This is a genomic window from Burkholderia sp. KJ006, from assembly GCF_000262695.1.
GTDB lineage: Bacteria > Pseudomonadota > Gammaproteobacteria > Burkholderiales > Burkholderiaceae > Burkholderia > Burkholderia vietnamiensis.
Genome location: NC_017920.1, coordinates 3,073,759 through 3,095,664 on the forward strand (window position 1 = coordinate 3,073,759; position 21,906 = coordinate 3,095,664).

The 21,906-nt window shown below is 67.8% G+C and carries 20 protein-coding genes; 10 read left to right on the forward strand and 10 right to left on the reverse strand.

The window, feature by feature from the left end:
* The first annotated feature begins 203 nt into the window (after positions 1-203).
* The 4 genes from metX (at position 204) to MYA_RS13895 (ending at position 4,518) form a co-directional block, all read left to right on the forward strand.
* Positions 204-1,349, forward strand: coding sequence for a homoserine O-succinyltransferase MetX (metX, locus tag MYA_RS13880; protein ID WP_011886335.1), 1,146 nt, complete (start codon positions 204-206; stop codon positions 1,347-1,349).
* The gene (gene metW, locus MYA_RS13885; protein ID WP_011886336.1) at positions 1,346-1,954 is read left to right on the forward strand and encodes a methionine biosynthesis protein MetW; all 609 of its coding nucleotides are present in this window, start codon (positions 1,346-1,348) and stop codon (positions 1,952-1,954) included. Before metX ends, metW begins: the two co-directional genes overlap by 4 nt.
* Before the next feature lie 115 nt (positions 1,955-2,069).
* Positions 2,070-3,491: an AmpG family muropeptide MFS transporter gene (locus tag MYA_RS13890; RefSeq protein WP_014723855.1), complete on the forward strand. Its 1,422-nt coding sequence runs from the start codon at positions 2,070-2,072 to the stop codon at positions 3,489-3,491.
* Positions 3,481-4,518 (forward strand): M48 family metallopeptidase, encoded by a 1,038-nt coding sequence (locus tag MYA_RS13895; protein WP_041493917.1) that lies wholly within the window; start codon positions 3,481-3,483, stop codon positions 4,516-4,518. Before MYA_RS13890 ends, MYA_RS13895 begins: the two co-directional genes overlap by 11 nt.
* A 40-nt stretch (positions 4,519-4,558) precedes the next feature.
* On the opposite strand, the gene MYA_RS13900 is transcribed toward MYA_RS13895, so the two are convergent.
* Positions 4,559-5,503, reverse strand: coding sequence for an AraC family transcriptional regulator (locus MYA_RS13900; RefSeq protein WP_014723857.1), 945 nt, complete (start codon positions 5,501-5,503; stop codon positions 4,559-4,561).
* A 224-nt stretch (positions 5,504-5,727) separates the two neighbouring features.
* Between MYA_RS13900 and MYA_RS13905 the strand changes: the two genes are divergently transcribed.
* Positions 5,728-6,780 (forward strand): NAD(P)-dependent alcohol dehydrogenase, encoded by a 1,053-nt coding sequence (locus tag MYA_RS13905; protein ID WP_011886340.1) that lies wholly within the window; start codon positions 5,728-5,730, stop codon positions 6,778-6,780.
* Between the two features lie 125 nt (positions 6,781-6,905).
* On the opposite strand, the gene MYA_RS13910 is transcribed toward MYA_RS13905, so the two are convergent.
* From MYA_RS13910 to gatC, 5 genes are all read right to left on the reverse strand, one after another.
* Positions 6,906-7,679, reverse strand: a complete 774-nt coding sequence (locus MYA_RS13910) for an exodeoxyribonuclease III (protein ID WP_011886341.1) — start codon at positions 7,677-7,679, stop codon at positions 6,906-6,908.
* A 46-nt stretch (positions 7,680-7,725) separates the two neighbouring features.
* Complete coding sequence (locus MYA_RS13915; RefSeq protein ID WP_011886342.1) at positions 7,726-8,565, reverse strand: polyphosphate kinase 2 family protein; 840 nt, start codon at positions 8,563-8,565, stop codon at positions 7,726-7,728.
* 125 nt (positions 8,566-8,690) lie between these two features.
* Entirely contained in the window at positions 8,691-10,163 is a 1,473-nt protein-coding gene (gene gatB / locus MYA_RS13920; RefSeq protein WP_014723858.1) for an Asp-tRNA(Asn)/Glu-tRNA(Gln) amidotransferase subunit GatB, read from the reverse strand.
* 4 nt (positions 10,164-10,167) lie between these two features.
* A complete protein-coding gene (gatA, locus tag MYA_RS13925; protein WP_011886344.1) occupies positions 10,168-11,658 on the reverse strand; it encodes an Asp-tRNA(Asn)/Glu-tRNA(Gln) amidotransferase subunit GatA in 1,491 nt (496 codons plus the stop codon).
* Between the two features lie 68 nt (positions 11,659-11,726).
* The gene (gene gatC, locus MYA_RS13930; protein ID WP_006407213.1) at positions 11,727-12,026 is read right to left on the reverse strand and encodes an Asp-tRNA(Asn)/Glu-tRNA(Gln) amidotransferase subunit GatC; all 300 of its coding nucleotides are present in this window, start codon (positions 12,024-12,026) and stop codon (positions 11,727-11,729) included.
* 367 nt (positions 12,027-12,393) lie between these two features.
* Between gatC and MYA_RS13935 the strand changes: the two genes are divergently transcribed.
* From MYA_RS13935 to rodA, 5 genes are all read left to right on the forward strand, one after another.
* Positions 12,394-13,437 carry a rod shape-determining protein gene (locus MYA_RS13935; protein WP_004189550.1) on the forward strand — a complete coding sequence of 348 codons (1,044 nt, stop codon included), beginning with the start codon at positions 12,394-12,396 and terminating at the stop codon, positions 13,435-13,437.
* Positions 13,438-13,576: 139 nt separating this feature from the next.
* Entirely contained in the window at positions 13,577-14,611 is a 1,035-nt protein-coding gene (mreC, locus tag MYA_RS13940) for a rod shape-determining protein MreC (RefSeq protein WP_014723861.1), read from the forward strand.
* The gene (mreD, locus tag MYA_RS13945; RefSeq protein ID WP_011886346.1) at positions 14,608-15,120 is read left to right on the forward strand and encodes a rod shape-determining protein MreD; all 513 of its coding nucleotides are present in this window, start codon (positions 14,608-14,610) and stop codon (positions 15,118-15,120) included. The genes mreC and mreD overlap by 4 nt, the downstream gene beginning before the upstream one ends.
* 105 nt (positions 15,121-15,225) lie before the next feature.
* Complete coding sequence (gene mrdA / locus MYA_RS13950) at positions 15,226-17,514, forward strand: penicillin-binding protein 2 (protein ID WP_014723862.1); 2,289 nt, start codon at positions 15,226-15,228, stop codon at positions 17,512-17,514.
* Between the two features lie 11 nt (positions 17,515-17,525).
* Positions 17,526-18,674: a rod shape-determining protein RodA gene (rodA, locus tag MYA_RS13955; RefSeq protein ID WP_011886348.1), complete on the forward strand. Its 1,149-nt coding sequence runs from the start codon at positions 17,526-17,528 to the stop codon at positions 18,672-18,674.
* A 99-nt stretch (positions 18,675-18,773) separates the two neighbouring features.
* Here the strand turns inward: rodA and MYA_RS13960 are convergent, their stop codons facing one another.
* The 4 genes from MYA_RS13960 to queE form a co-directional block, all read right to left on the reverse strand.
* A complete protein-coding gene (locus tag MYA_RS13960) occupies positions 18,774-19,490 on the reverse strand; it encodes a tetratricopeptide repeat protein (protein WP_014723863.1) in 717 nt (238 codons plus the stop codon).
* A gap of 134 nt (positions 19,491-19,624) precedes the next feature.
* Complete coding sequence (locus MYA_RS13965) at positions 19,625-20,410, reverse strand: HpcH/HpaI aldolase family protein (RefSeq protein ID WP_011886350.1); 786 nt, start codon at positions 20,408-20,410, stop codon at positions 19,625-19,627.
* 328 nt (positions 20,411-20,738) lie between these two features.
* On the reverse strand, positions 20,739-21,191 hold the full coding sequence (queD, locus tag MYA_RS13970; protein WP_011886351.1) for a 6-carboxytetrahydropterin synthase QueD: 453 nt from the start codon (positions 21,189-21,191) through the stop codon (positions 20,739-20,741).
* 18 nt (positions 21,192-21,209) lie between these two features.
* Positions 21,210-21,842: a 7-carboxy-7-deazaguanine synthase gene (gene queE / locus MYA_RS13975; protein ID WP_011886352.1), complete on the reverse strand. Its 633-nt coding sequence runs from the start codon at positions 21,840-21,842 to the stop codon at positions 21,210-21,212.
* Positions 21,843-21,906 lie beyond the last annotated feature (64 nt).

Below are 21,906 nucleotides of genomic sequence, written 5' to 3' on the forward strand. Positions count from 1 at the left end.
CTCTGCCGACTGCCGCCACTGGCGGCAGGTCGGAAGCGCGCCGATTTGCTGACTCGATTGCGGGCGCGCGAACCGGCCGGGGCGCGATGTACGAGCGACCCGGCGGTTCACTACAAATGCGGCTAAAGAGGTCGTCAGCCGCGCAATTTCGCCTCCGCGCATCGCCGACACCGTTTAGCCGCCCCAGTCATAAGGCGGAACGAATGGAATCGATCGGCATCGTCGCTCCACAGACCATGCACTTCGCCGAACCGCTGCGCTTGCAAAGCGGCAGCGTGATCGGCAACTATCAGCTCGTCGTCGAGACCTACGGCGAGCTCAACGCCGCGCGTTCGAACGCGGTGCTCGTCTGTCACGCGCTCAACGCGTCGCACCACGTCGCCGGCATCTACGCGGACGATCCGCGCAGCACCGGCTGGTGGGACAACATGGTCGGCCCGGGCAAGCCGCTCGACACCAACCGCTTCTTCGTGATCGGCGTGAACAACCTCGGCTCGTGCTTCGGCTCGACCGGCCCGATGAGCGACGATCCGTCGACCGGCCAGCCCTACGGCGCGCGCTTCCCGGTGGTGACCGTCGAGGACTGGGTGCATGCGCAGGCGCGCGTCGCCGACGCGTTCGGCATCGACCGCTTCGCCGCCGTGATGGGCGGCAGCCTCGGCGGGATGCAGGCGCTCGCGTGGAGCCTGATGTATCCCGATCGCGTCGCGCATTGCATCGACATCGCATCGACGCCGAAGCTGTCCGCGCAGAACATCGCGTTCAACGAAGTGGCGCGCTCGGCGATCCTGTCCGATCCCGACTTCCACGGCGGCAACTACTACGCGCACGGCGTGAAGCCGAAGCGCGGGCTGCGCGTCGCGCGGATGATCGGCCACATCACCTATCTGTCCGACGACGACATGGCCGAGAAATTCGGCCGTGCGCTGCGCCGCGCGGACGGCGCGCTCGATGCCTACAACTTCAGCTTCGACGTCGAGTTCGAGGTCGAGTCGTATCTGCGCTACCAGGGCGACAAGTTCGCCGACTATTTCGACGCGAACACCTACCTGCTGATCACGCGCGCGCTCGACTACTTCGATCCGGCCAAGGCGTTCGACGGCAACCTGACCGCCGCGCTCGCGCACACGCAGGCGAAATACCTGATCGCGAGCTTCTCGACCGACTGGCGTTTCGCGCCCGCGCGTTCGCGCGAGATCGTGAAGGCGCTGCTCGACAACAAGCGCACCGTCAGCTACGCGGAAATCGACGCGCCGCACGGCCACGACGCGTTCCTGCTCGACGACGCGCGCTATCACAACCTGATCCGCGCGTATTACGAACGCATCGCCAACGAGGTGGGAGCATGAACCAGCAAGCGCTGAATTCCCTGTCCGCACGCGCGGACTTCCGTGCGATCGCGCGCTGGGTCGAGCCGCGCGCGACGGTGCTCGATCTCGGCTGCGGCGACGGCTCGCTGCTGTCGCTGCTGATGGAAGAACTGGACGTCACCGGCTACGGGATCGAGCTGAACGACGCCGGCGTGCTCGCGAGCACGAAGAACGGCATCAACGTGATCCAGCAGAATCTGGAAGACGGCCTGCGCCTGTTCGAGGATCACAGCTTCGACATCGCGATCCTGTCGCAGACGCTGCAGACGATTCACCAGACGGCCGCGATCCTGCGCGAGACCGCGCGCGTCGGGCGCGAATGCATCGTGTCGTTCCCGAACTTCGGCTACTGGGCGCATCGGCTGTCGGTGCTGCGCGGCCGGATGCCGGTGTCGAAATCGCTGCCTTACCAATGGCACAACACGCCGAACGTGCGGGTGCTGACGATCAAGGACTTCGAGGCGCTCGCGCCGGAAGTCGGCGTGACGATCCTCGATCGCATCGTGCTGCACGAAGGCCAGCTGATTCGGTGGGGAGCGAACTGGCGTGGTAGTCTTGCTGTCTACCGCGTGAAGCGCAGCTGAGCGGCGGGCCGTCGACGGACGCTCCGGCCCGCCCGCGCGAGCGGCCGTCCGTTCTGCACCGCCCGCGCCGCCTGCGCCGCGGCCGCAATCAGTCAACGCTACCCAGTCCCAGTCCATGTCGAAAACGCCACACGAGGCGCCCGCCCTTACCGCTCACGAGGATCATCCCGGCTGGCGCGCCTATCTGAACACGCACATGCTGATCTGCGTGTTCCTCGGCTTCACGTCCGGGCTGCCGCTCTTCACGCTCGTCTACCTCGTGCAGGCATGGCTGCGCTCCGAGGGCGTGAACCTGAAGGAGATCGGCCTGTTCGCGCTGATCCAGTTCCCCTATACGTGGAAGTTCCTGTGGGCGCCGCTGATGGATCGCTACGTGCCGCGCCTGCCCGGCTGGCGGCCGGGCCGCCGGCGCGGCTGGCTGCTGCTCACGCAGCTGCTGGTCGCCGGCGCGATCGCCACGCTCGGCTTCGTGTCGCCGCGCGACTCGATCTGGACGGTCGCCGCGCTCACGACGCTCGTCGCGTTCTTCGGCGCGAGCGCCGACATCGTGATCGACGCGTATCGCCGCGAGCTGCTGCGCGACACCGAACAGGGCCTCGGCAACGCGGTGCACGTGAACGCATACAAGCTCGCCGCGCTGATCCCCGGCTCGCTTGCACTGATCCTGTCCGACCACCTGCCGTGGGATGCCGTGTTCGCGATCACCGGCGTGTTCATGCTGCCGGGCATCCTGATGACGCTGGTCGTGCGCGAGCCCGAAGTGGCCGGCACGCCGCCGCGCAATCTGCGCGACGCGATCGTGCTGCCGTTTCGCGAATTCATCCAGCGCGACGGCTGGTCCGGCGCGCTGCTCGTCATCGCGTTCATCTTCCTGTTCAAGATCGGCGACACGATGGCCACCACGCTGTCGACGTCGTTCTTCCTCGACATCGGCTTCACGCGCACCGAGATCGGCATCGTCGCGAAAACCACCGCGCTGGTCGCGAGCGTCGCCGGCGGCATCGTCGGCGGCGTCTGGCTCGTGAAGATCGGCATCGGCCGCGGGCTGTGGATCTTCGGCGCGCTGCAGATGGTGTCGACGCTCGGCTTCGCATGGCTCGCGCAGCTCGGCCCGGGCTCGCCGGTGCTCGCGGCGCTGTACGACTTCACGCTGTCCACGAGCCACGCGATCGCCGCGGCGCTGTCGACGTTCGGCATCGCGGTCACGCCGCAATTCAGCCCGATGACGGTCGCGCTCGCGATCGTCTACGGCGTCGAGACCTTCGCGACCGGCCTGACGATGGCCGCGTTCGTCGCCTACATCGCCAGCACGACCGATCCGCGCTACACGGCCACGCAGTTCGCGCTGTTCACGAGCCTCGCATCGGTGCCGCGCACGCTCGCGTCGGCCGCGAGCGGCTTCATCGTCGCGAAGATCGGCTGGTTCGACTACTTCATCGTCTGCACCGCGCTCGCGATTCCCGGCATGCTGCTGCTGTTCAAGATCGCGCCGTGGAACGGCGTCGCGCGCAACGGCGAGGCGAGCCGTGCGCAGTGAGCGTCGGCATCGGGTCGCCGCCGCACTGAGCGCCGGCCTCGTGCTGTTGGGCGGCGCTGGCAGCGCCCATGCTGCCGACGCCAGCGCGCCATCGGCCAGCCCCCCACCCGCCACGACGCCCGCGGCCGTGTCCGCCGCCGCGCCGCCGGTCGCACCGTCCGGCGCGGAAGCCGCTCAGCCGAGCGGCGCGGCCGCACACGCGAAAGCCTACACACCGGCGGCGCAGCAGGTGCGCTACGGCAACGCGATCGCGTTCCGCACGCTGATCCCGTCGCCGCTGCTCGAACAACTCACCGCGAGCGAATACGCGCAGATCGTCCAGACCGCCGCCGACGGCGACCGCCTGCTGCCCGCGACGCAGCCGGGCGTGAAGCGCGTGCGCGCGATCGTCGACAAGCTCGCGCCGTATTCGGTGAAGTGGAACGATCGCGTGAAGAGCTGGCAATGGGACGTCAACGCGATCCGCTCGCGCGAGATTCGCGTCATGTGTCTGCCGGGCGGCAAGGTGCTGGTGTACGGCGGGCTGCTCGACCGCATCCGCCTGAACGACGACGAGCTCGGCGTGCTGCTCGCGCACGGCATCGCGCATGCGCTGCGCGAACATGCGCGCAGCAATTTCGGCGCGACGACGCAGACGTCGCTGCGCGCGGCCACGCTGCCGCCGCTGTTTGGCGTCGGCGATCCGCTGCCGCAGGCGCTGAACCTGGGCGCGCGTCTGCAGACGCTGCGCTACGACCCGACCGACGAAACCGAAGCCGACGTGATCGGCGGCGACATCGCCGCCCGCGCGGGCTTCGATCCGCGCGCGGCGATCACGCTGTGGGACAAGCTCGCCGCGGCGACCCGCGCGAACCGCACGTCGGGCTTCATCTACCTGCACCCGTACAGCGCCGCGCGCCGGCAGGACCTGCTGAACCGCCTGCCCGACTTGATGCCGCTGTATGCGAAGGCGATCGGCACACGCGTCGACGCGCTGCCCGACTACGCGGGCATCAGCGCGCAGCGGCGCAAGGTCGCGCGGCGCTGAGCGCCAGCGGCGGCGGCTGATCCGTCGGGCCGGCCGCGCGCTACGCGTCGAGTTCCGACTCGACCGGCCGGCTGCCGCTGTCGCGCATCGAGCGCACCTCGTCCCCGGGGCTGCGGCCGAACAGCCGCTTGAACTCGCGGCTGAACTGCGACGCGCTCGCATAGCCGACCCGCGCGGCGGCGGCGCCCGCCCCCAAACCGTCCTGGATCATCATCAGCCGCGCCTGGTGCAGGCGCGCGGCCTTCACGTACTGCATCGGGGAAGTCGCCGTCACGTGCTTGAACTGCGCGTGGAACACCGCGACGCTCATGCCGGCCTCGCGCGCGAGCGTGTCGACGTCGAGATCGGCTTTCAGGTCTGCGTGAATGCGCCGCAGCGCCTTCGCGACGCGTCCGAAATGATGCTGCTGGACCAGCGCCGCGCGAATCGCGTCGCCCTGCGCGCCGGTCAGCACGCGATACGCGATCTCGCGCATGATGGCCGGCCCGAGCACGCGCGTGTCGTGCGGCGACGCGAGCGCTTCGAGCAGCCGCAGCACCGCGTCGGCGAGCGGCGCGTCGAGCGAGGTCGAATACACGCCATGCGGCTCGCTCGCCGCCGCGCCGAGCGTCTCGTCGAGCAGGATCGCCAGTTCGGCGATCACGGCCAGATCGATGCGGATCGAGATCGCGAGAAACGGCTCGTCCGGGCTCGCGAAAGTCTCGCATTCGAACGGCAGTGGCACCGACAGCACCAGATACTGCTGCGCGTCGTAGACGAACGAGCGGTCGCCGAGATAGCCGAGCTTGCGGCCCTGGCACACGACCACGATGCTCGGCTCGTACAACACCGGCATGCGCGGCACGGGCCGGCTCACGCGAATGAAGCGCACGCCGTCGAGCGCCGCGAGCGTGTCGCCTTCGTGCGGCGCGAGGCGCGCATGCAGCTCGATCATGCGGCGCCGAACGCGCTCGCCCGAGTCGTCGAAAAGGGGCTGGAAGCTCATCGGCGTCGTCCTGTCCGGCAAGAGAATCAGGCTCGCAATGTAGCACCGGGAAAGCGTCCCGGCGGCCGTTCGCGCCAAATTCGAGAGGAATAGGCAAATCTTCCAGACCTTCGTGTATTTCGCCGGCGCGGCGCGCTCCTTAGGATGGGAGCCTGTCTCGCCGCGCCGCCACATGACGCGGCGGCAGCCCGTTTTGCCGGATTTCCGGATCAGGAGCCCATTGCATGAGCACAACCTACGCTTACGCGGCGACCGACGCGCGCTCGCCGCTCGCCCCTTTCGAACTCCAGCGCCGCGCGCTGCGCGACCTCGACGTGCAGATCGAGGTGCTGTACTGCGGCGTCTGCCACTCGGACCTTCATCAGGCCCGCAACGAGTGGCGCAACACGATCTACCCGGTCGTGCCGGGCCATGAAATCGTCGGCCGCGTCAGCGCGACCGGCCCGCAGGTCTCGCGCTTCAAGGTCGGCGAGCTGGTCGGCGTCGGCTGTCTCGTCGATTCGTGCCGCACCTGCCCGAGTTGCGCGGAAGGCCTCGAGCAGTATTGCGAGAACGGCTTCGTCGGCACCTACAACGGCCAGGACCGCGTGACGGGCGAGGTCACGTACGGCGGCTATTCGACGCGGATCGTCGTCGACGAAGCGTTCGTGCTGCGCGTGCCCGAGTCGCTCGATCCGGCCGGCGCCGCGCCGCTGCTGTGCGCGGGGATCACGACCTATTCGCCGCTGCGCCAGTGGAACGCCGGCCCCGGCAAGAAGGTCGGGATCGTCGGCCTGGGCGGCCTCGGCCACATGGGCGTGAAGCTCGCGCGCGCGATGGGCGCGCACGTCGTGCTGTTCACGACGTCGCCGTCGAAGATCGAAGACGGCAAGCGGCTCGGCGCGCACGAAGTGGTGGTCTCGAAGGACGAAGCGCAGATGAACGCGCACCTGAACAGCTTCGACTTCATCCTCAACACGGTCGCCGCGCAGCACGACCTGAACCCGTTCCTGAACCTGCTGAAGCGCGACGGCACGATGACGCTCGTCGGCGCACCCGAGCACGACCATCCGTCGCCGCAGGTGTTCAACCTGATCTTCAAGCGCCGCCGTCTCGCGGGCTCGCTGATCGGCGGGATCGCCGAAACGCAGGAGATGCTCGATTTCTGCGCGCAGCACGGGATCACGTCGGACATCGAGGTCATCCCGATGCAGCAGATCAATGCCGCGTACGAACGGATGCTCAAGAGCGACGTGAAGTACCGATTCGTGGTCGACATGGCGTCGCTCGCGCAGTAACCGGCGTCGCAACGAAAACGGGCCGCATGTCGTTCGACATGCGGCCCGTTTTTCATCGACCGTCGGAACGGCCCGACGGCCGCGTAACGCGCAATTCGCATCGCGCGTTACGCCGATGCCGCCGCTCACTTCTTGTAGTCGTAATCGACCGTCAGCGGCGCGTGATCGCTGAACTTGATGTCCTTGAAGATCGACGTGCTTTTCGCGGTGCCCGCGACGCCCGGCGTCGCGATCTGGTAGTCGATGCGCCACCCGACGTTCTTCGCGTACGCCTGGCCGCGGTTGCTCCACCACGTGTACTGCTCGGGGCGCGGGTCCAGCGTGCGGAACACGTCGACGTAGCCGACCTCGTCGAACAGCTGCGTGAGCCACGCGCGCTCCTCGGGCAGGCAGCCCGAGTTCTTCTGGTTGCTCTTCCAGTTCTTGATGTCGATTTCCTTGTGGACGATGTTCACGTCGCCGCACAGGATCACCTCACGCTGCTGCTTCAGCTCGGCGAGATGCGGCATGAATTCGTCCATGAAGCGGTACTTCGCCTGCTGGCGCTCTTCGCCGCTCGAGCCGGACGGCACGTACACCGACACGACCGACAGCTTGCCGTAACGCGCCTCGACGTAGCGCCCCTCGGGATCGAATTCGCTGCTGCCGAAGCCGATGATCACGTCGTCGGGCTCACGGCGGCTGTACACGCCCGCACCGCTGTAGCCCTTCTTCGCCGCGTGATGGAAATAGCTCTTGAAGCCGTGCGGCTCGACGAATTCGGCCGGCAGGTCGTCGGCCGACACCTTGATTTCCTGCACGCACACGCAGTCGGCGTTCTGTTCGCCGAGCCAGTCGAAGAAGCCCTTCTTCGCGGCGGAGCGGATGCCGTTCAGGTTGGCGGTAATCACTCGCATCATGTCGGGTTCCGTGGTTCTGTTCGTTTCGATGGGTTTGACGGGATCGCTAGCTGATCTTCACGCCTTCGAGCTCCGGCTTCGGCGGCGGGAATTCGAGCTTCATGTCGGTCAGCGTGCGCAGCAGCAGCTCGGCGATCATCACGTTGCGGTGCGTCTTCGAGTTCGCCGGGATCACGTACCACGGCGCATGCTCGACCGACGTCGCGGCGAGCGCATCGCGGTATGCCGACTGATACGCATCCCAGTGCTTGCGCGCGTCGAGATCGGCGATGTCGAACTTCCAGTGCTTGGTCGGATCGTCGATGCGCGCCTGCAGCCGCGCGCGCTGCTCGTCCTTCGAGATGTGCAGGAAGCACTTGACGATCGTCGTGCCGCTCTCGACCAGCATCGTCTCGAAATCGCGGATCTGCCGGTAGCGGCGCTCGCATTCCTTCGCGTCGATCATGCCGAGCACGCGCGGCACCAGCACGTCTTCATAGTGGCTGCGATTGAAGATCGCGAGCTCGCCCGCGGCCGGCACCTGCGCATGCACGCGCCACAGGAAGTCGTGTGCGGCCTCGATCGGCGTCGGCGCCTTGAACGGCACGACGCGCAGGCCGAGCGGATCGACTTCGCGGAACACCGCGCGCACGGTGCCGTCCTTGCCGCTGGTGTCCATGCCCTGCAGCACCAGCAGCACGCGCTTCTTGTGCTGCGCGTGCAGGCGTTCCTGATGCGTGTCGAGTTCGATCGACACGGCCGACAGCCGTTCGCGGTCGGTGTCCTTCGAGCCCGACGAGAACGGCTTCGCCGCCGGATCGAACGCGTCGAGCGTGAATGCGGCAGCTGCCTTGTCGCGCGTGCCGTACGGCACGCGGAAATCGTCGAGCGACGGTTGTTTCGCCATTCGTTCCTCCGTTGGACGGTGCGCGGTCAGTCGCACACGATAGCGCATCCGCCAAAGCGACGGGCCGCCCCGAACAGGTTCGGCGGCGGCCCGTCGTCACACGCGGCTCAGGTGCGCGGCCACGTTCAGCCGAGCTTCTTCTTCAACAGCTCGTTGACCTGCTGCGGATTGGCCTTGCCCTTGGTCGCCTTCATCGCCTGGCCGATCAGCGCGTTGAACGCCTTCTCTTTGCCCGCGCGGAATTCCTCGACCGATTTCGCGTTCGCCGCCAGCACCTCGTCGATGATCGCCTCCAGCGCGCCGGTGTCGGAGATCTGCTTGAGGCCCTTCGCGTCGATGATGCGGTCGGCCGCGCCTTCGTCGGTTGCCTTCTCGTCCCAGATCGTCGCGAAGATTTCCTTCGCGATCTTGTTCGAGATCGTGCCGTCGGCGATGCGCTGCAGCACCAGCGCGAGCTGCGCGGCCGACACCGGAATCGCGTCGATCTCGATGCCGTCGCGGTTCAGCTGCGACGATACGTCGCCCATCAGCCAGTTCGCGGCGATCTTCGCGTTCGCCGCGCCGGCCTTCGCGACCACCGCCTCGAAGTACGCGGCCATCGCCTTGCTCGACGTCAGCACGCCGGCGTCGTACGCGGACACGCCGTACTGGTCGACGAAGCGCTGCTGGATCGCGGCCGGCAGCTCGGGCATCCCGGCCTGCACGCGCTCGATCCAGTCCTGGCCGATCACGAGCGGCAGCAGGTCGGGATCGGGGAAGTAGCGGTAGTCGTGCGCGTCTTCCTTGCTGCGCATCGAGCGCGTCTCGCGCTTGTCCGGATCGTACAGGCGCGTTTCCTGCACGACTTCGCCGCCGTCCTCGATCAGCTCGATCTGGCGTCGCACTTCGTAGTTGATCGCCTCCTCGAGGAAGCGGAACGAGTTCAGGTTCTTGATCTCGGCGCGCGTGCCGAACTTCTCCTGGCCGACCGGGCGCACCGACACGTTCGCGTCGCAGCGGAACGAGCCTTCCTGCATGTTGCCGTCGCAGATGCCGAGCCACACGACGAGCGCGTGCAGCGCCTTCGCATAGGCGACGGCCTCGGCCGCGCTGCGCATTTCCGGCTCGGTGACGATCTCGAGCAGCGGCGTGCCCGCGCGGTTCAGGTCGATCCCGGTCATCCCGGCGAAGTCTTCATGCAGCGACTTGCCCGCATCTTCCTCGAGATGCGCGCGGGTCAGGTTGACCGTCTTCTCGTATGCCGGCTTGCCGGCCTTTTCATTGGCCGGCACCTGGATCGTGATCTGGCCGCCCTGGACGACCGGGATCTCGTACTGGCTGATCTGATAGCCCTTCGGCAGATCGGGGTAGAAATAATTCTTGCGCGCGAAGATGCTGCGCGGCGCGATGGTCGAGCCGATCGCGAGACCGAAGCGGATCGCCCGCTCGACCGCGCCGCGGTTCAGCACCGGCAGCACGCCCGGCAGCGCCAGATCGACCGGGCAGGCCTGCGTGTTCGGCTCGGCGCCGAACTGCGTCGGCGCGCCGGAGAAAATCTTCGAGACGGTCGACAGTTGCGCGTGCGTCTCGAGACCGATGACGACTTCCCATTGAGTCATATGCTTACACCCCTGCCGGTACTTGCTTGTGCCAGTCGGTCGCGCGCTGGAACGCATCGGCGACCTGCAGCATCCGGGCTTCGTTGAAATAGTTGCCGATGATCTGCAGACCGACCGGGCGCTTCGCGTTCGCGCCGGCGCCGAAGCCGCACGGCACGCTCATGCCGGGCAGGCCGGCGAGGCTCACGGACAGCGTGTAGATGTCGGCGAGATACATCTGCACCGGATCGTCGCCCTTCGCGCCGAGATCCCATGCGACCGTCGGCGACGCCGGGCCCATGATCACGTCGCAGGACTTGAACGCTTCCTGGAAATCCTGCGCGATGATGCGGCGGATCTTCTGCGCCTGCAGGTAGTAGGCGTCGTAGTAGCCGTGCGACAGCACGTAGGTGCCGACCAGGATCCGGCGCTTCACCTCGGGGCCGAAGCCTTCGGCGCGCGACTTCTTGTACATGTCGAGCAGATCGCCGTACTGCGCGGCGCGGTGGCCGAAGCGCACGCCGTCGAACCGCGACAGGTTCGACGACGCTTCCGCCGGCGCGATCACGTAGTAGACGGGAATCGACAGCTCCGTCTTCGGCAGCGACACCGGCACGAGCGTCGCGCCGAGCGCTTCATATTGCTTGAGCGCCGCGTCGATCGTCGCGCGCACGTCGTCGGCGAGGCCCGCGCCGAAATACTCGTTCGGCAGGCCGATGCGCAGCCCGGCGAGCGGCCTGGCCGCGTCGCTGCCGGCCGTCCACGGCTGGCCGAGGTGGCGCGTGAAGTCTTCGTCGTCGCGCTCGAGGCTCGTCGAGTCGCGCTCGTCGAAGCCGGCCATCGCGTTCAGCAGCAGCGCGCAGTCGGACGCGCTCTGCGCCATCGGGCCGCCCTGGTCGAGCGACGACGCGAACGCGATCATCCCGTAACGCGACACGCGGCCGTAGGTCGGCTTGATGCCCGTCACGCCCGCGAACGACGCGGGCTGGCGAATCGAGCCGCCGGTGTCGGTGCCGGTGGCGGCCGGCGCGAGGCGCGCGGCGACGGCGGCCGAGCTGCCGCCCGAGCTGCCGCCCGGCACCGCGTGGGTGTCCCACGGGTTCTTCACCGCGCCGAACGCGGAGTTTTCGTTCGACGAGCCCATCGCGAACTCGTCCATGTTGGTCTTGCCGAGCGTGACCATGCCGGCCGCCTGCAGGCGGGCGACGACGGTCGCATCGAACGGGCTCTGGTAGTTTTCGAGCATCTTCGAGCCGGCGGTCGAGCGCCAGCCGCGCGTGACGAACACGTCCTTGTGCGCGATCGGCACGCCGGTCAGCGGGCCGCCCGCGCCGCGCGCGAGCTCGGCGTCGGCGGCCTTCGCCTGCGCGAGGGTGAGGTCGGCGTCGACGTGGACGAACGCGTTCAGGTCGCGTGCCGCGTCGATCCGTTTCAGGTACAGCTGCGCGAGCTCGACGGCCGAGCATTCCTTGGCGGCGAGCGCGGCGCGCAGTTCGGTCAGGCTTTTTGCGTGCATTGAATGGTTTTCCTGGGAATTCTGGGTCGCGCGCGCGGCGTGGCGCCGGCGCGCGTGTCGTCGAAGGCTTACTCGATCACCTTCGGCACGAGATAGAGGCCGTCCTGGACGGCCGGCGCCGGACGCTGGTTGTCGTCGCGATTGACGACTTCCGTCACGGCGTCGTCGCGCAGGCGCTGCGCGACTTCCTGGATCTGTTCGATCGGGTGGGCGAGCGGCGCGATGCCGGCGGTGTCGACCGCCTGCATCTGCTCGACGAGGCCGAAGAACTCATTGAGCTGGCCGAGCGTGTGCTCGGCGTCGGCGTCGGCCATTTCGAGTCGCGCCAGGTGCGCGATGCGTTTCACATCGGTCAGGGTCAGGGCCATGCGATCACCGGAAAAACAAGACTGCGCAGCGCAATCTGAAACCGCGCTGCGGCGGGGGGTTGGAGGGTGCGATCCCACCCTCAAAAATCGGGACCGAAGCGGCAAAAATACCGTCCGTTTCGGTTCAAATACCGCGAAATTATAAGGTATCATTACGCGTTCGACCCAAACCCGGCCAGCCTTTTCCCGCACCGTTTCGCCGCTTCGGCAAGCCGTGCGTGCTTCGTGCGGTTCCCGGTAGACATCACTCGCAGCTTCGTGCGCCGCGGCGGCCGCTTCCGCCACGCTTCCCGAGGCTGTTATTTTTTCCGCTGCCGCCCTCAGCGCTCGCTATCCAGGGCCGGCTCAGAGCGAAACAGGATTCTGAATGTTCGGTTTTTTGCGCAGCTATTTCTCCAACGATCTCGCGATCGACCTCGGCACCGCAAACACCCTGATCTACATGCGCGGCAAGGGCATCGTGCTCGATGAGCCGTCGGTGGTGTCGATCCGCCAGGAAGGCGGCCCCAACGGCAAGAAGACGATCCAGGCAGTCGGCAAGGAAGCCAAGCAGATGCTCGGCAAGGTGCCGGGCAACATCGAGGCGATCCGCCCGATGAAGGACGGCGTGATCGCCGACTTCACCGTCACCGAGCAGATGATCAAGCAGTTCATCAAGACGGCGCACGAGTCTCGCATGTTCTCGCCGTCGCCGCGCATCATCATCTGCGTGCCGTGCGGCTCGACCCAGGTCGAGCGCCGCGCGATCAAGGAAGCCGCGCACGGCGCGGGCGCGTCGCAGGTCTACCTGATCGAGGAGCCGATGGCGGCCGCGATCGGCGCGGGCCTGCCGGTGTCGGAAGCCACCGGCTCGATGGTCGTCGACATCGGCGGCGGCACGACCGAAGTCGGCGTGATCTCGCTCGGCGGCATCGTCTACAAGGGCTCGGTGCGCGTCGGCGGCGACAAATTCGACGAAGCGATCGTCAACTACATCCGCCGCAACTACGGGATGTTGATCGGCGAGCAGACGGCCGAGGCGATCAAGAAGGAAATCGGCTCCGCGTTCCCGGGCTCTGAAGTCAAGGAAATGGAAGTGAAGGGCCGCAACCTGTCGGAAGGCATTCCGCGCAGCTTCACGATCTCCAGCAACGAAATCCTCGAAGCGCTGACCGACCCGCTGAACCAGATCGTGTCGTCGGTGAAGATCGCGCTCGAGCAGACGCCGCCGGAACTCGGCGCCGACATCGCCGAGCGCGGGATGATGCTGACGGGCGGCGGCGCGCTGCTGCGCGACCTCGACCGCCTGCTCGCGGAAGAAACCGGCCTGCCGGTGCTCGTCGCCGAAGATCCGCTCACCTGCGTCGTGCGCGGCTCGGGCATGGCGCTCGAGCGCATGGACAAGCTGGGCAGCATCTTCTCGTACGAGTGATCGCCGCGTGATCGCCTAGGCAGTCCCGTTTGACATGACGCACGCGCGGCGTGGCCGGATCGCTCGCTCAGAACGAACCGCCACGCCGTTTGCGCGTCTGAGCATTATTTAACCGATCACCACGCGCCCGGCGCCGACCATGGAATACAGTCCGCCGCCTCTCTTCAAGCAAGGTCCGCCTGCGCTCGCGCGGCTCATCTTCTTCGTCGCCCTCGCCATCGCGCTCCTCGTGTCGGACGCGCGCTTCAGCACGCTCGAAATCGTCCGCGGCGTGCTCGGCACCGTGCTGTACCCGTTGCAGCGCGCGGCGCTCGTGCCGCGCGACCTGTTCATGGGCGCGGCCGACATCGCGGTCACCGGCGCGTCGCTGCGCCACGAGAACGACGCGCTGCGCAAGCGCAACCTGCAGCTGTCCACCCAGGCCAACCAGGCCGCGGTGCTGGCGCAGGAAAACATCCATCTGCGCGCGGTGCTCGAGCTGCGCCAGCACATCGCGACGCAATCGACGCCGGTCGAGATCCAGTACGACACGAGCGACCCGTTCACGCAGAAGATCGTCATCGGGCAAGGCTCGCAACAGGGCATCCAGCACGGCGCGCCGGTCGTCAGCGAGGACGGCGTGGTCGGCCAGGTCACGCGCGTGTTCCCGCTGCAGGCGGAAGTCACGCTGATCACCGACCGCGATCTCGCGATTCCGGTGCAGGTGCTGCGCACCGGCCTGCGCAGCGTGATCTACGGCACGCCGAAGGGCGATGCGCTGGATCTGCGCTTCGTGCCGACCAGCTCGGACCTCGTCGCGGGCGACGAGCTCGTCACGAGCGGCCTCGACGGCGTCTATCCGCCCGGCCTGCCGGTCGCGAAGGTCGTACGCGTCGACAAGCTCGCCGATACCGCGTTCGCGCGCGTGACCTGCGCGCCGATCGCCGCGGTGCGCGGCGCGCGCGAGATGCTGGTGCTGCATTACCGCAGCGACGTCCCGCCGCGCCCGGCCGAGCCCGAGCCGACCGACAAGAACGCGAAGGGCAAGAAAGGCGCGAAGGGCGCGGCGAAGGGCGACAAGGAGAAGGCCGACGCGAACGCGAAGCCGGCCGCCGCACCGGGCGCGACGCCTGCGGCAGCGGCTCCGGCGGCGCCCGCGCAGCCCGCGGCCGGGCAACCAGGAGCCCAGCGATGAATCGCCCGCAATACATCCTGCAGCCGGTCAACCCGTACTTCATCGTCTTCAGCCTCGCCGCCGCGTTCCTGCTGAACCTGATGCCGTGGGGCCGCCTGCCCGGCGTGCCCGACTTCGTCGCGCTCGTGCTGCTGTTCTGGAACATCCATCAGCCGCGCAAGGTCGGGATGGGCGTCGCGTTCGCGCTCGGCATCCTGATGGACGTGCACGACGCGGGGCTGCTCGGCGAGCATGCGCTCGCCTATACGCTGCTGTCGTACGGTGCGATCACGATCCACCGGCGCGTGCTGTGGATGCCGATCGGCGTGCAGGTGCTGTACGTGACGCCGCTGCTGGTCGGCGCGCAACTGGTGCCGTTCGTGATCCGGCTGATGATGGGCGCCGCGTTCCCCGGCTGGCGCTATCTGGTGGACGGCTTCGTCGAGGCCGCGCTGTGGCCGATCGCGAGCCATCTGCTGCTGATGCCGCAACGCCGCCCGGTCGACCCGGACGACACGCGTCCGATCTGAGCCGCACCGGAACCTTGATGACCTGCCGCCCCCACGCCCGACGCGCCCCGAGGCGGCCCCTCGCCCGCGCGCTCGACGTGCGCGGGCCGGATCGACTGTAAGCGCATGACCGAATTCAACGACACCCAACAGCAGCTCTCGAAGTTCCGCCTGCGCGTCGCGGCGGCGGGCGTGTTCGTGTTCGTCTGCTTCGGGCTGCTCGCGAGCCGCTTCTTCTACCTGCAGCTGCTGCAGCACGGCAAATACGCGCTGCAGGCCGAGGAAAACCGCATCTCGGTCGCGCCGATCGTGCCGAACCGCGGCATCATCACCGACCGCAACGGCGTGGTGCTCGCGAAGAACTACTCGGCGTACACGCTCGAGATCACGCCGTCGAAGCTCGACGACACGCTCGACAACACGATCGACAAGCTGTCCGAGATCGTTCCGATCGACGCGCGCGACCGCCGCCGCTTCAAGAAGCTGCAGGAAGACTCGAAGAATTTCGAGAGCCTGCCGATCCGCACGCGCCTGACCGACGCCGAAGTCGCCCGCTTCACCGCGCAGCGCTTCCGCTTCCCCGGCGTCGACGTGCGCGCGCGGCTGTTCCGCCAGTACCCGCTCGGCATGACGGCCGCGCACGTGATCGGCTATATCGGCCGGATCTCGAAGCGCGACCAGGATCGCATCGACGCGATGAGCGACGACAACGACAGCGATCCGGAACACTACGATCCGCGCCGCGACGCGAACAACTACAAGGGCACCGACTACATCGGCAAGATCGGCGTCGAGCAGAGCTACGAGACCGAGCTGCACGGCCTGACGGGCTTCGAGGAAGTCGAGGTGACGGCCGGCGGCCGGCCCGTGCGCACGCTGTCGCGCACGCAGGCGACGCCCGGCGACAACCTCGTGCTGTCGCTCGACATCGCGCTGCAGCAGGTGGCCGAGCAGGCGTTCGCCGGCAAGCGCGGCGCGCTCGTCGCGATCGAACCGAAGACGGGCGACGTGCTCGCGTTCGTGTCGTCGCCGAGCTTCGACCCGAACTCGTTCGTCGACGGCATCGACCAGCAGACCTGGGACGAGCTGAACAACTCGCCCGACAAGCCGCTCCTGAACCGCCCGCTGCACGGCACCTACCCGCCCGGCTCGACGTACAAGCCGTTCATGGCGCTGGCCGGCCTGACGCTCGGCAAGCGCACGCCGGGCTGGGGCTTCCAGGATCCCGGCTACTTCACGTTCGGCGGCCACACGTTCCGCAACGACGTGCGCTCGGGCCAGGGCTGGGTCGACATGAACAAGGCGATCATGGTGTCGAACGACACCTACTTCTACATGCTCGCGCGCGACCTCGGCGTCAATGCGATCGCGAACTTCATGAAGCCGTTCGGGTTCGGCCAGATCACCGGCATCGACATCCAGGGCGAGGCGCGCGGGATCCTGCCGTCGACCGAATGGAAGAAGAAAGCGTTCAAGAAGCCTGCGCAGCAGAAGTGGTACGACGGCGAGACGATCAGCCTCGGGATCGGCCAGGGCTACAACTCGTTCACGATCCTGCAGCTCGCGCATGCGACCGCGACGCTCGCGAACAACGGCGTCGTGATGAAGCCGCACCTGGTGAAGGAAGTCGAGGATCCGATCACGCGCGCGCGCCATCTGACGGTGCCGAAGGAAAGCGAGGTCATCCCGCTCAAGGCCGCCGACCTCGACGTCGTGAAGCGCGGGATGGAGAACGTCATCGACAACCCGTCGGGCACCGCGTACAAGGTGTTCCGCGGCGCGCAGTACGTCGCGGCGGGCAAGACCGGCACCGCGCAGGTGTTCTCGCTGCAGGGCTCGAACTACAAGGGCCACCTGCTCGCCGAGCATCTGCGCGACCACGCGCTGTTCATCGCGTACGCGCCGGTCGACCATCCGCAGATCGCGCTCGCGCTGGTCGTCGAGAACGGCGGCTGGGGCGCGCAGTCCGCCGGCCCGATCGCACGCCGCGTGCTCGACTACTACCTGGTCGAGCGCCAGAACCCGAAGAACGAGGCCGCGGCCGTGGCCGCCGCCGCATCGGCGACCGAGCCGGTGAGCGCGCCCGTGATCGGCGACGCGACGAAGCCCGTCACCGTCGCCGCCGGCTTCACGGCGCTGCCGCAACCGGTGGTGCCGAGCGCGGCGAGCGCGGCGCAGGCCGCGTCGGCTGCGTCGGCACCGGGTGCTGCGGCGGCCGCCAGCGCGGCGCCGGCGACCGAGGCAACCGAGGCGAGCGCTGCGGCGCCGCGGCCCGCGAGCCTGCCGCCGATCCGGCGCCCGCACCGGCCGCGCCGGCCGGCCAGCGATGCGCAGCCGCTCGCGGCCGCGCCGCGCGACGACAATTCCCGAGCCGCAGCCGCCGCGAAGGCGGCGAACGCCGGCACCGCTCATTAACGGAGAAAGGCATGCAATTCGACAAGCGCGCCTGGCTCGACAAGATCAAGCAGATGTTCGCGGGCTTCGACCGCCCGCTCGCCCTCATCGTGTTCCTGCTGATGTGCGTCGGCATCGTCACGCTGTACAGCGCGAGCATCGACATGCCGGGACGCGTCGAGGATCAACTGCGCAACATCCTGCTGACGTTCGTGCTGATGTGGGTGATCGCCAATATCCCGCCGACGACGCTGATGCGCTTCGCGGTCCCGCTCTATACGGTCGGGGTCGCGCTGCTGGTCGCGGTCGCGCTGTTCGGCATGACCAAGAAGGGCGCGAAGCGCTGGCTGAACGTCGGCGTCGTGATCCAGCCGTCCGAGATCCTCAAGATCGCGACGCCGCTGATGCTCGCGTGGTACTACCAGCGCCGCGAAGGCGGGCTGCGCTGGTACGACTTCCTCGCCGCGTTCGGCATTCTGCTGGTGCCCGTCGGGCTGATCGCGAAGCAGCCCGACCTCGGCACCGGCCTGCTGGTGTTCGCGGCCGGCTTCTTCGTGATCTATCTGGCCGGCCTGTCGTTCAAGCTGATCGTGCCGGTGCTGGTCGCGGGCGTGATCGCGGTCGGCTCGATCGCGGTGTTCGAGGAGCGCATCTGCCAGCCGGAAGTGCAATGGCCGCTGATGCACGATTATCAGAAGCACCGCGTGTGCACGCTGCTCGACCCGACCTCCGACCCGCTCGGCAAGGGCTTCCACACCATTCAGGCGGTGATCGCGATCGGTTCGGGCGGGGTGCTCGGCAAGGGTTATCTGAAGGGTACGCAGGCGCACCTCGAATTCATTCCGGAGAAGCACACCGACTTCATCTTCGCGGTGTTCTCCGAAGAATGGGGGCTCGCGGGCGGGCTCGTGCTGCTGACGCTGTACATGGCGCTGATCGCGCGCGGGCTCTACATCGCCGCGCAGGGCGCGACGCTGTTCGGCCGGCTGCTCGCCGGCTCGCTCACGCTCGCGTTCTTCGTCTATGCGTTCGTGAACATCGGCATGGTGAGCGGCGTGCTGCCGGTCGTCGGCGTGCCGCTGCCGTTCATGAGCTACGGCGGCACCGCGCTCACGACGCTCGGCATCGCGATCGGGATGATCATGAGCGTCGCGCGGCAGCGGCGGCTGATGAAGAGCTGAGCGCCCGCACGACGGATGGCCGCATGCGGCCGCGGCAAGCGAAAACGGCGCCTCGGCGCCGTTTTTCGTCTCGACGAGCGGTCGCGGCCGGTCGCGCGCTCACTGCGGCGTCGCGCGCGGGCTCGCATGGTCCGCACCGCCGCCCGCCGCGGGTTCCTGCGCCTTCAGCCGCGCACTCAGCTCCTTGAATTTCAGCCCGGCCGTCTCGTCGCCCTGCGCGGCGGCCGCCGCGTAGTAGGCACGCGCGATGTTCAGGTTCTGCACGACGCCATCGCCGCCGCGCTCGTAGAACGATGCGGTCACGTACTGCGCCGTCGGCTCGCCCGAATCGGCCGCCTGCTTGTACCAGACGAACGCCTGCCGGTTGTCGCGCGGCGTGCCGCGCCCGTCGAGAAACTGGTTCGCGAGCGACAGCTCGGCCTGCACGTGCCCCTGCTTCGCCGCGCGCAGGAACCAGCGGTGCGCTTCGGCCGGGTTGCGCGCGACGAACTCGCCGTCGTCGAACATGCGCCCGTACACGTACTGCGCGTGCGACATGTTGGCGTCGGCCGCCCGCTTGAGCCAGCGCAGCCCCTCGTCGACGTTCGCGCTCACGCCGACGCCGGTGAGTAGCATCATCGCGTAATTGAACTGCGCGAGCCGGTCGCCGCGCTCGGCCGCGTCGTGGAACTGCACGAGCGCGGCGCGATAGTCGCCGGCGTTGTAGTCGGCTACCGCGGATTGCGTCTCGTGCGCGGGATCGGGTTTCGGGTGCGGGGTGGTTTGGGCGGTGGCTGCGGCGGAGGTTGCCGCGCAGAGTACGCACAGGCCGAGCATCGCGCCGAGCCGCTCGCGCGGACCGACCGCGTGGCGTGCGGATCGGGCGCGGGCATCGGTGCTTGGTTCTGGGGTCGTGCCTGGTCCTGCGTCAGTCGGGGCGCCGGCTCCTGCTCCGTTTCGATCGACGTCGTTCATGACCGCACCTCCTGCAGCGCCTGGCGTGTTGCGCGCAGCAGCCAGCTCACGTCGGCCGACAGCGCGATCATCCGGTAGCCGGCGTCGCGGTACTGGCGCGCGCCCGCCACATCGTTCGCGAAGATGCCGACCGCGACGCCGGCCTGCTTGCCCGCCGCCAGCACGCGCGCCATCGCGGCGGCGACGTCCGGGTGGCGGCTGTCGCCCAGATGTCCGATGCTCGCCGCCAGATCGGCCGGGCCGACGAACAGGCAGTCGACGCCGGGCGTCGCGGCGATCCGCTCGACCTCGTCGATGCCGCGCGCCGATTCGATCTGCACGATCACCGCGACTTGCGCGTTCGCCGTCTGCAGATAATCGCGGCGCATGCCGAACGCCGCCGCGCGCACCATGCCGGCTACGCCGCGCAGGCCGTCGGGAGATTCCGGCGACGGAAAGCGCGTGAGCCGCACGGCGTGCGCGGCTTCTTCGGGCGTTTCGATACAGGGAAACATCAGCGTGCGCGCGCCGGCGTCGAGCGCGCGCTTCACGAGCCACGGCTCGCGCCCCGGCACGCGCACGACCGGCTCGGTCGGCAGATGCGCGGCAGCGAGCGCCCGCAACTGCGATGCGACGTCGCGGCTGTCGTTCGGCGCATGCTCCATGTCGATGCAGAGCCAGTCGTAGCCGGCATGTGCGAGCGCTTCCGCGACCGAGTCGCAGCCGAGCGACAGCCACAGGCCGTACAACGGCTCGTCGCCGTCGTGTAGACGTTGCTTGATGGTGTTGGTGAGCGTGCTCATCGATACGGCCTCCCGGCGGACAGGCAGTCGAACGGAACAGCACTGGGGAACGGCCGGACGGCAGCGCCCGAGCGGACGCGCAGGCGGCGCCACGCGTCGATCATAGCGCGCCGTCGGGCGAAATGTGGGATGTGCGGCGAAGCGTGGTGATGCGGGTGCGGAGGGAGGTGCGAGGGGGCGGTGGGTCAGCGGGTCGACCACGTTGGCGGGTCAGCGAGTCATCGAGCTAGAGAATCAGCGAATCACCAGGCTAGCAGTTCGGCGCGCCTGCGAATCGCCCAATCAACGAAATCAACGAGCCAGCGACCCACCGCGCCGCCGCCCACCGTCAACGCGACGGCTCCCGCTCGACGTCGGCCCAGCAGTTCGGCGTTTCGTACAGGCGCACGCGCTCGAGGCGCAGGTTCACGCCGTAGTGCGCGTCGTACACGTGCGCGAGGATGTCGAACGCGATCGCGGCGAGGTTCTCGACGGTCGGAATCCGGTCGAGCACGACGGTCTTGTGGTCGGCCATCTGCTCGAGGAACGAGCGCACGACCTCGTCGCGCGCGTAGACGAGGAACGCGTGATCCCACTTGTCGACGAGATGCTCGACCGCGAGCGCCTTCACGTCGGCGAAATCCATCACCATGCCGCGGTCGGGCGCGCCCTCGGTATCGACGAGATCGCCGCGCAGCGTGACTTCGAGCACGTAGCGATGACCGTGCAGGTTCCTGCACTGGCTGCGGTGATCGGGAATGCGGTGGCCCGCGTCGAATTCGAGTTTTCGGGTAATCAGCACGATGTCAAAAGCCGTCGCTCAGGGAATGTTCAGATATTTGTGGGTCTGCATCGACAGCCGCCACTGCGGATGCCGCTTGCACCAGTCGATCGCGAGCTTCGTGTTGATGTCGCGCGACGGACCGTCCATCGGCTGCACGAGAAAGTACTCGAAATCGAGCTTCGCGTAGTCGGCGAGCCGCTGGTTGTCCTGCGGAATCACGACCTTCAGCTCGTTGCCCTTCGTGACGACGAGCGGCGCGTCGGCCTTCGGGCTCACGCAGATCCAGTCGATCGTGTCGAGCACCGGCAGCGAGCCGTTGGTCTCGATCGCGATCTCGAAGCCGGCCGCGTGCAGCGCGTCGACGAGCGGCTGATCGATCTGCAGCATCGGCTCGCCGCCGGTGCAGACGACGAAGCGGTGCGCTTCGCCGTGCGGCCACAGGCCGGCGATCGTCGCGACGAGCGCGGCGGCGTCCTTGAACTTGCCGCCGTTCTCGCCGTCGGTGCCGACGAAATCCGTATCGCAGAAGCGGCACACGGCGTCCGCACGATCCTCTTCGCGGCCGGACCACAGATTGCAGCCGGCGAACCGGCAGAACACGGCCGGACGGCCCGCGTTCGCGCCCTCGCCCTGCAACGTGTAGAAAATTTCCTTGACCGCGTAAGTCATCGTGCTTCGTCCGGCTCGCGCCGCTCGTTGTCGATCAGAATCGGTTGTCCATCAAGCGCTGCCG

What these genes read in the sequence shown, in the direction of transcription:
- metX (WP_011886335.1), top strand. Translation starts at nt 204, where the DNA reads ATGGAATCGATCGGCATCGTCGCTCCACAGACCATGCACTTCGCCGAA.
- metW (WP_011886336.1), top strand. Translation starts at nt 1,346, where the DNA reads ATGAACCAGCAAGCGCTGAATTCCCTGTCCGCACGCGCGGACTTCCGT.
- MYA_RS13890 (WP_014723855.1), top strand. Translation starts at nt 2,070, where the DNA reads ATGTCGAAAACGCCACACGAGGCGCCCGCCCTTACCGCTCACGAGGAT.
- MYA_RS13900 (WP_014723857.1), bottom strand. Translation starts at nt 5,503, where the DNA reads ATGAGCTTCCAGCCCCTTTTCGACGACTCGGGCGAGCGCGTTCGGCGC.
- MYA_RS13905 (WP_011886340.1), top strand. Translation starts at nt 5,728, where the DNA reads ATGAGCACAACCTACGCTTACGCGGCGACCGACGCGCGCTCGCCGCTC.
- MYA_RS13910 (WP_011886341.1), bottom strand. Translation starts at nt 7,679, where the DNA reads ATGATGCGAGTGATTACCGCCAACCTGAACGGCATCCGCTCCGCCGCG.
- MYA_RS13915 (WP_011886342.1), bottom strand. Translation starts at nt 8,565, where the DNA reads ATGGCGAAACAACCGTCGCTCGACGATTTCCGCGTGCCGTACGGCACG.
- gatB (WP_014723858.1), bottom strand. Translation starts at nt 10,163, where the DNA reads ATGACTCAATGGGAAGTCGTCATCGGTCTCGAGACGCACGCGCAACTG.
- gatA (WP_011886344.1), bottom strand. Translation starts at nt 11,658, where the DNA reads ATGCACGCAAAAAGCCTGACCGAACTGCGCGCCGCGCTCGCCGCCAAG.
- gatC (WP_006407213.1), bottom strand. Translation starts at nt 12,026, where the DNA reads ATGGCCCTGACCCTGACCGATGTGAAACGCATCGCGCACCTGGCGCGA.
- MYA_RS13935 (WP_004189550.1), top strand. Translation starts at nt 12,394, where the DNA reads ATGTTCGGTTTTTTGCGCAGCTATTTCTCCAACGATCTCGCGATCGAC.
- mreC (WP_014723861.1), top strand. Translation starts at nt 13,577, where the DNA reads ATGGAATACAGTCCGCCGCCTCTCTTCAAGCAAGGTCCGCCTGCGCTC.
- mreD (WP_011886346.1), top strand. Translation starts at nt 14,608, where the DNA reads ATGAATCGCCCGCAATACATCCTGCAGCCGGTCAACCCGTACTTCATC.
- mrdA (WP_014723862.1), top strand. Translation starts at nt 15,226, where the DNA reads ATGACCGAATTCAACGACACCCAACAGCAGCTCTCGAAGTTCCGCCTG.
- rodA (WP_011886348.1), top strand. Translation starts at nt 17,526, where the DNA reads ATGCAATTCGACAAGCGCGCCTGGCTCGACAAGATCAAGCAGATGTTC.
- MYA_RS13960 (WP_014723863.1), bottom strand. Translation starts at nt 19,490, where the DNA reads ATGCTCGGCCTGTGCGTACTCTGCGCGGCAACCTCCGCCGCAGCCACC.
- MYA_RS13965 (WP_011886350.1), bottom strand. Translation starts at nt 20,410, where the DNA reads ATGAGCACGCTCACCAACACCATCAAGCAACGTCTACACGACGGCGAC.
- queE (WP_011886352.1), bottom strand. Translation starts at nt 21,842, where the DNA reads ATGACTTACGCGGTCAAGGAAATTTTCTACACGTTGCAGGGCGAGGGC.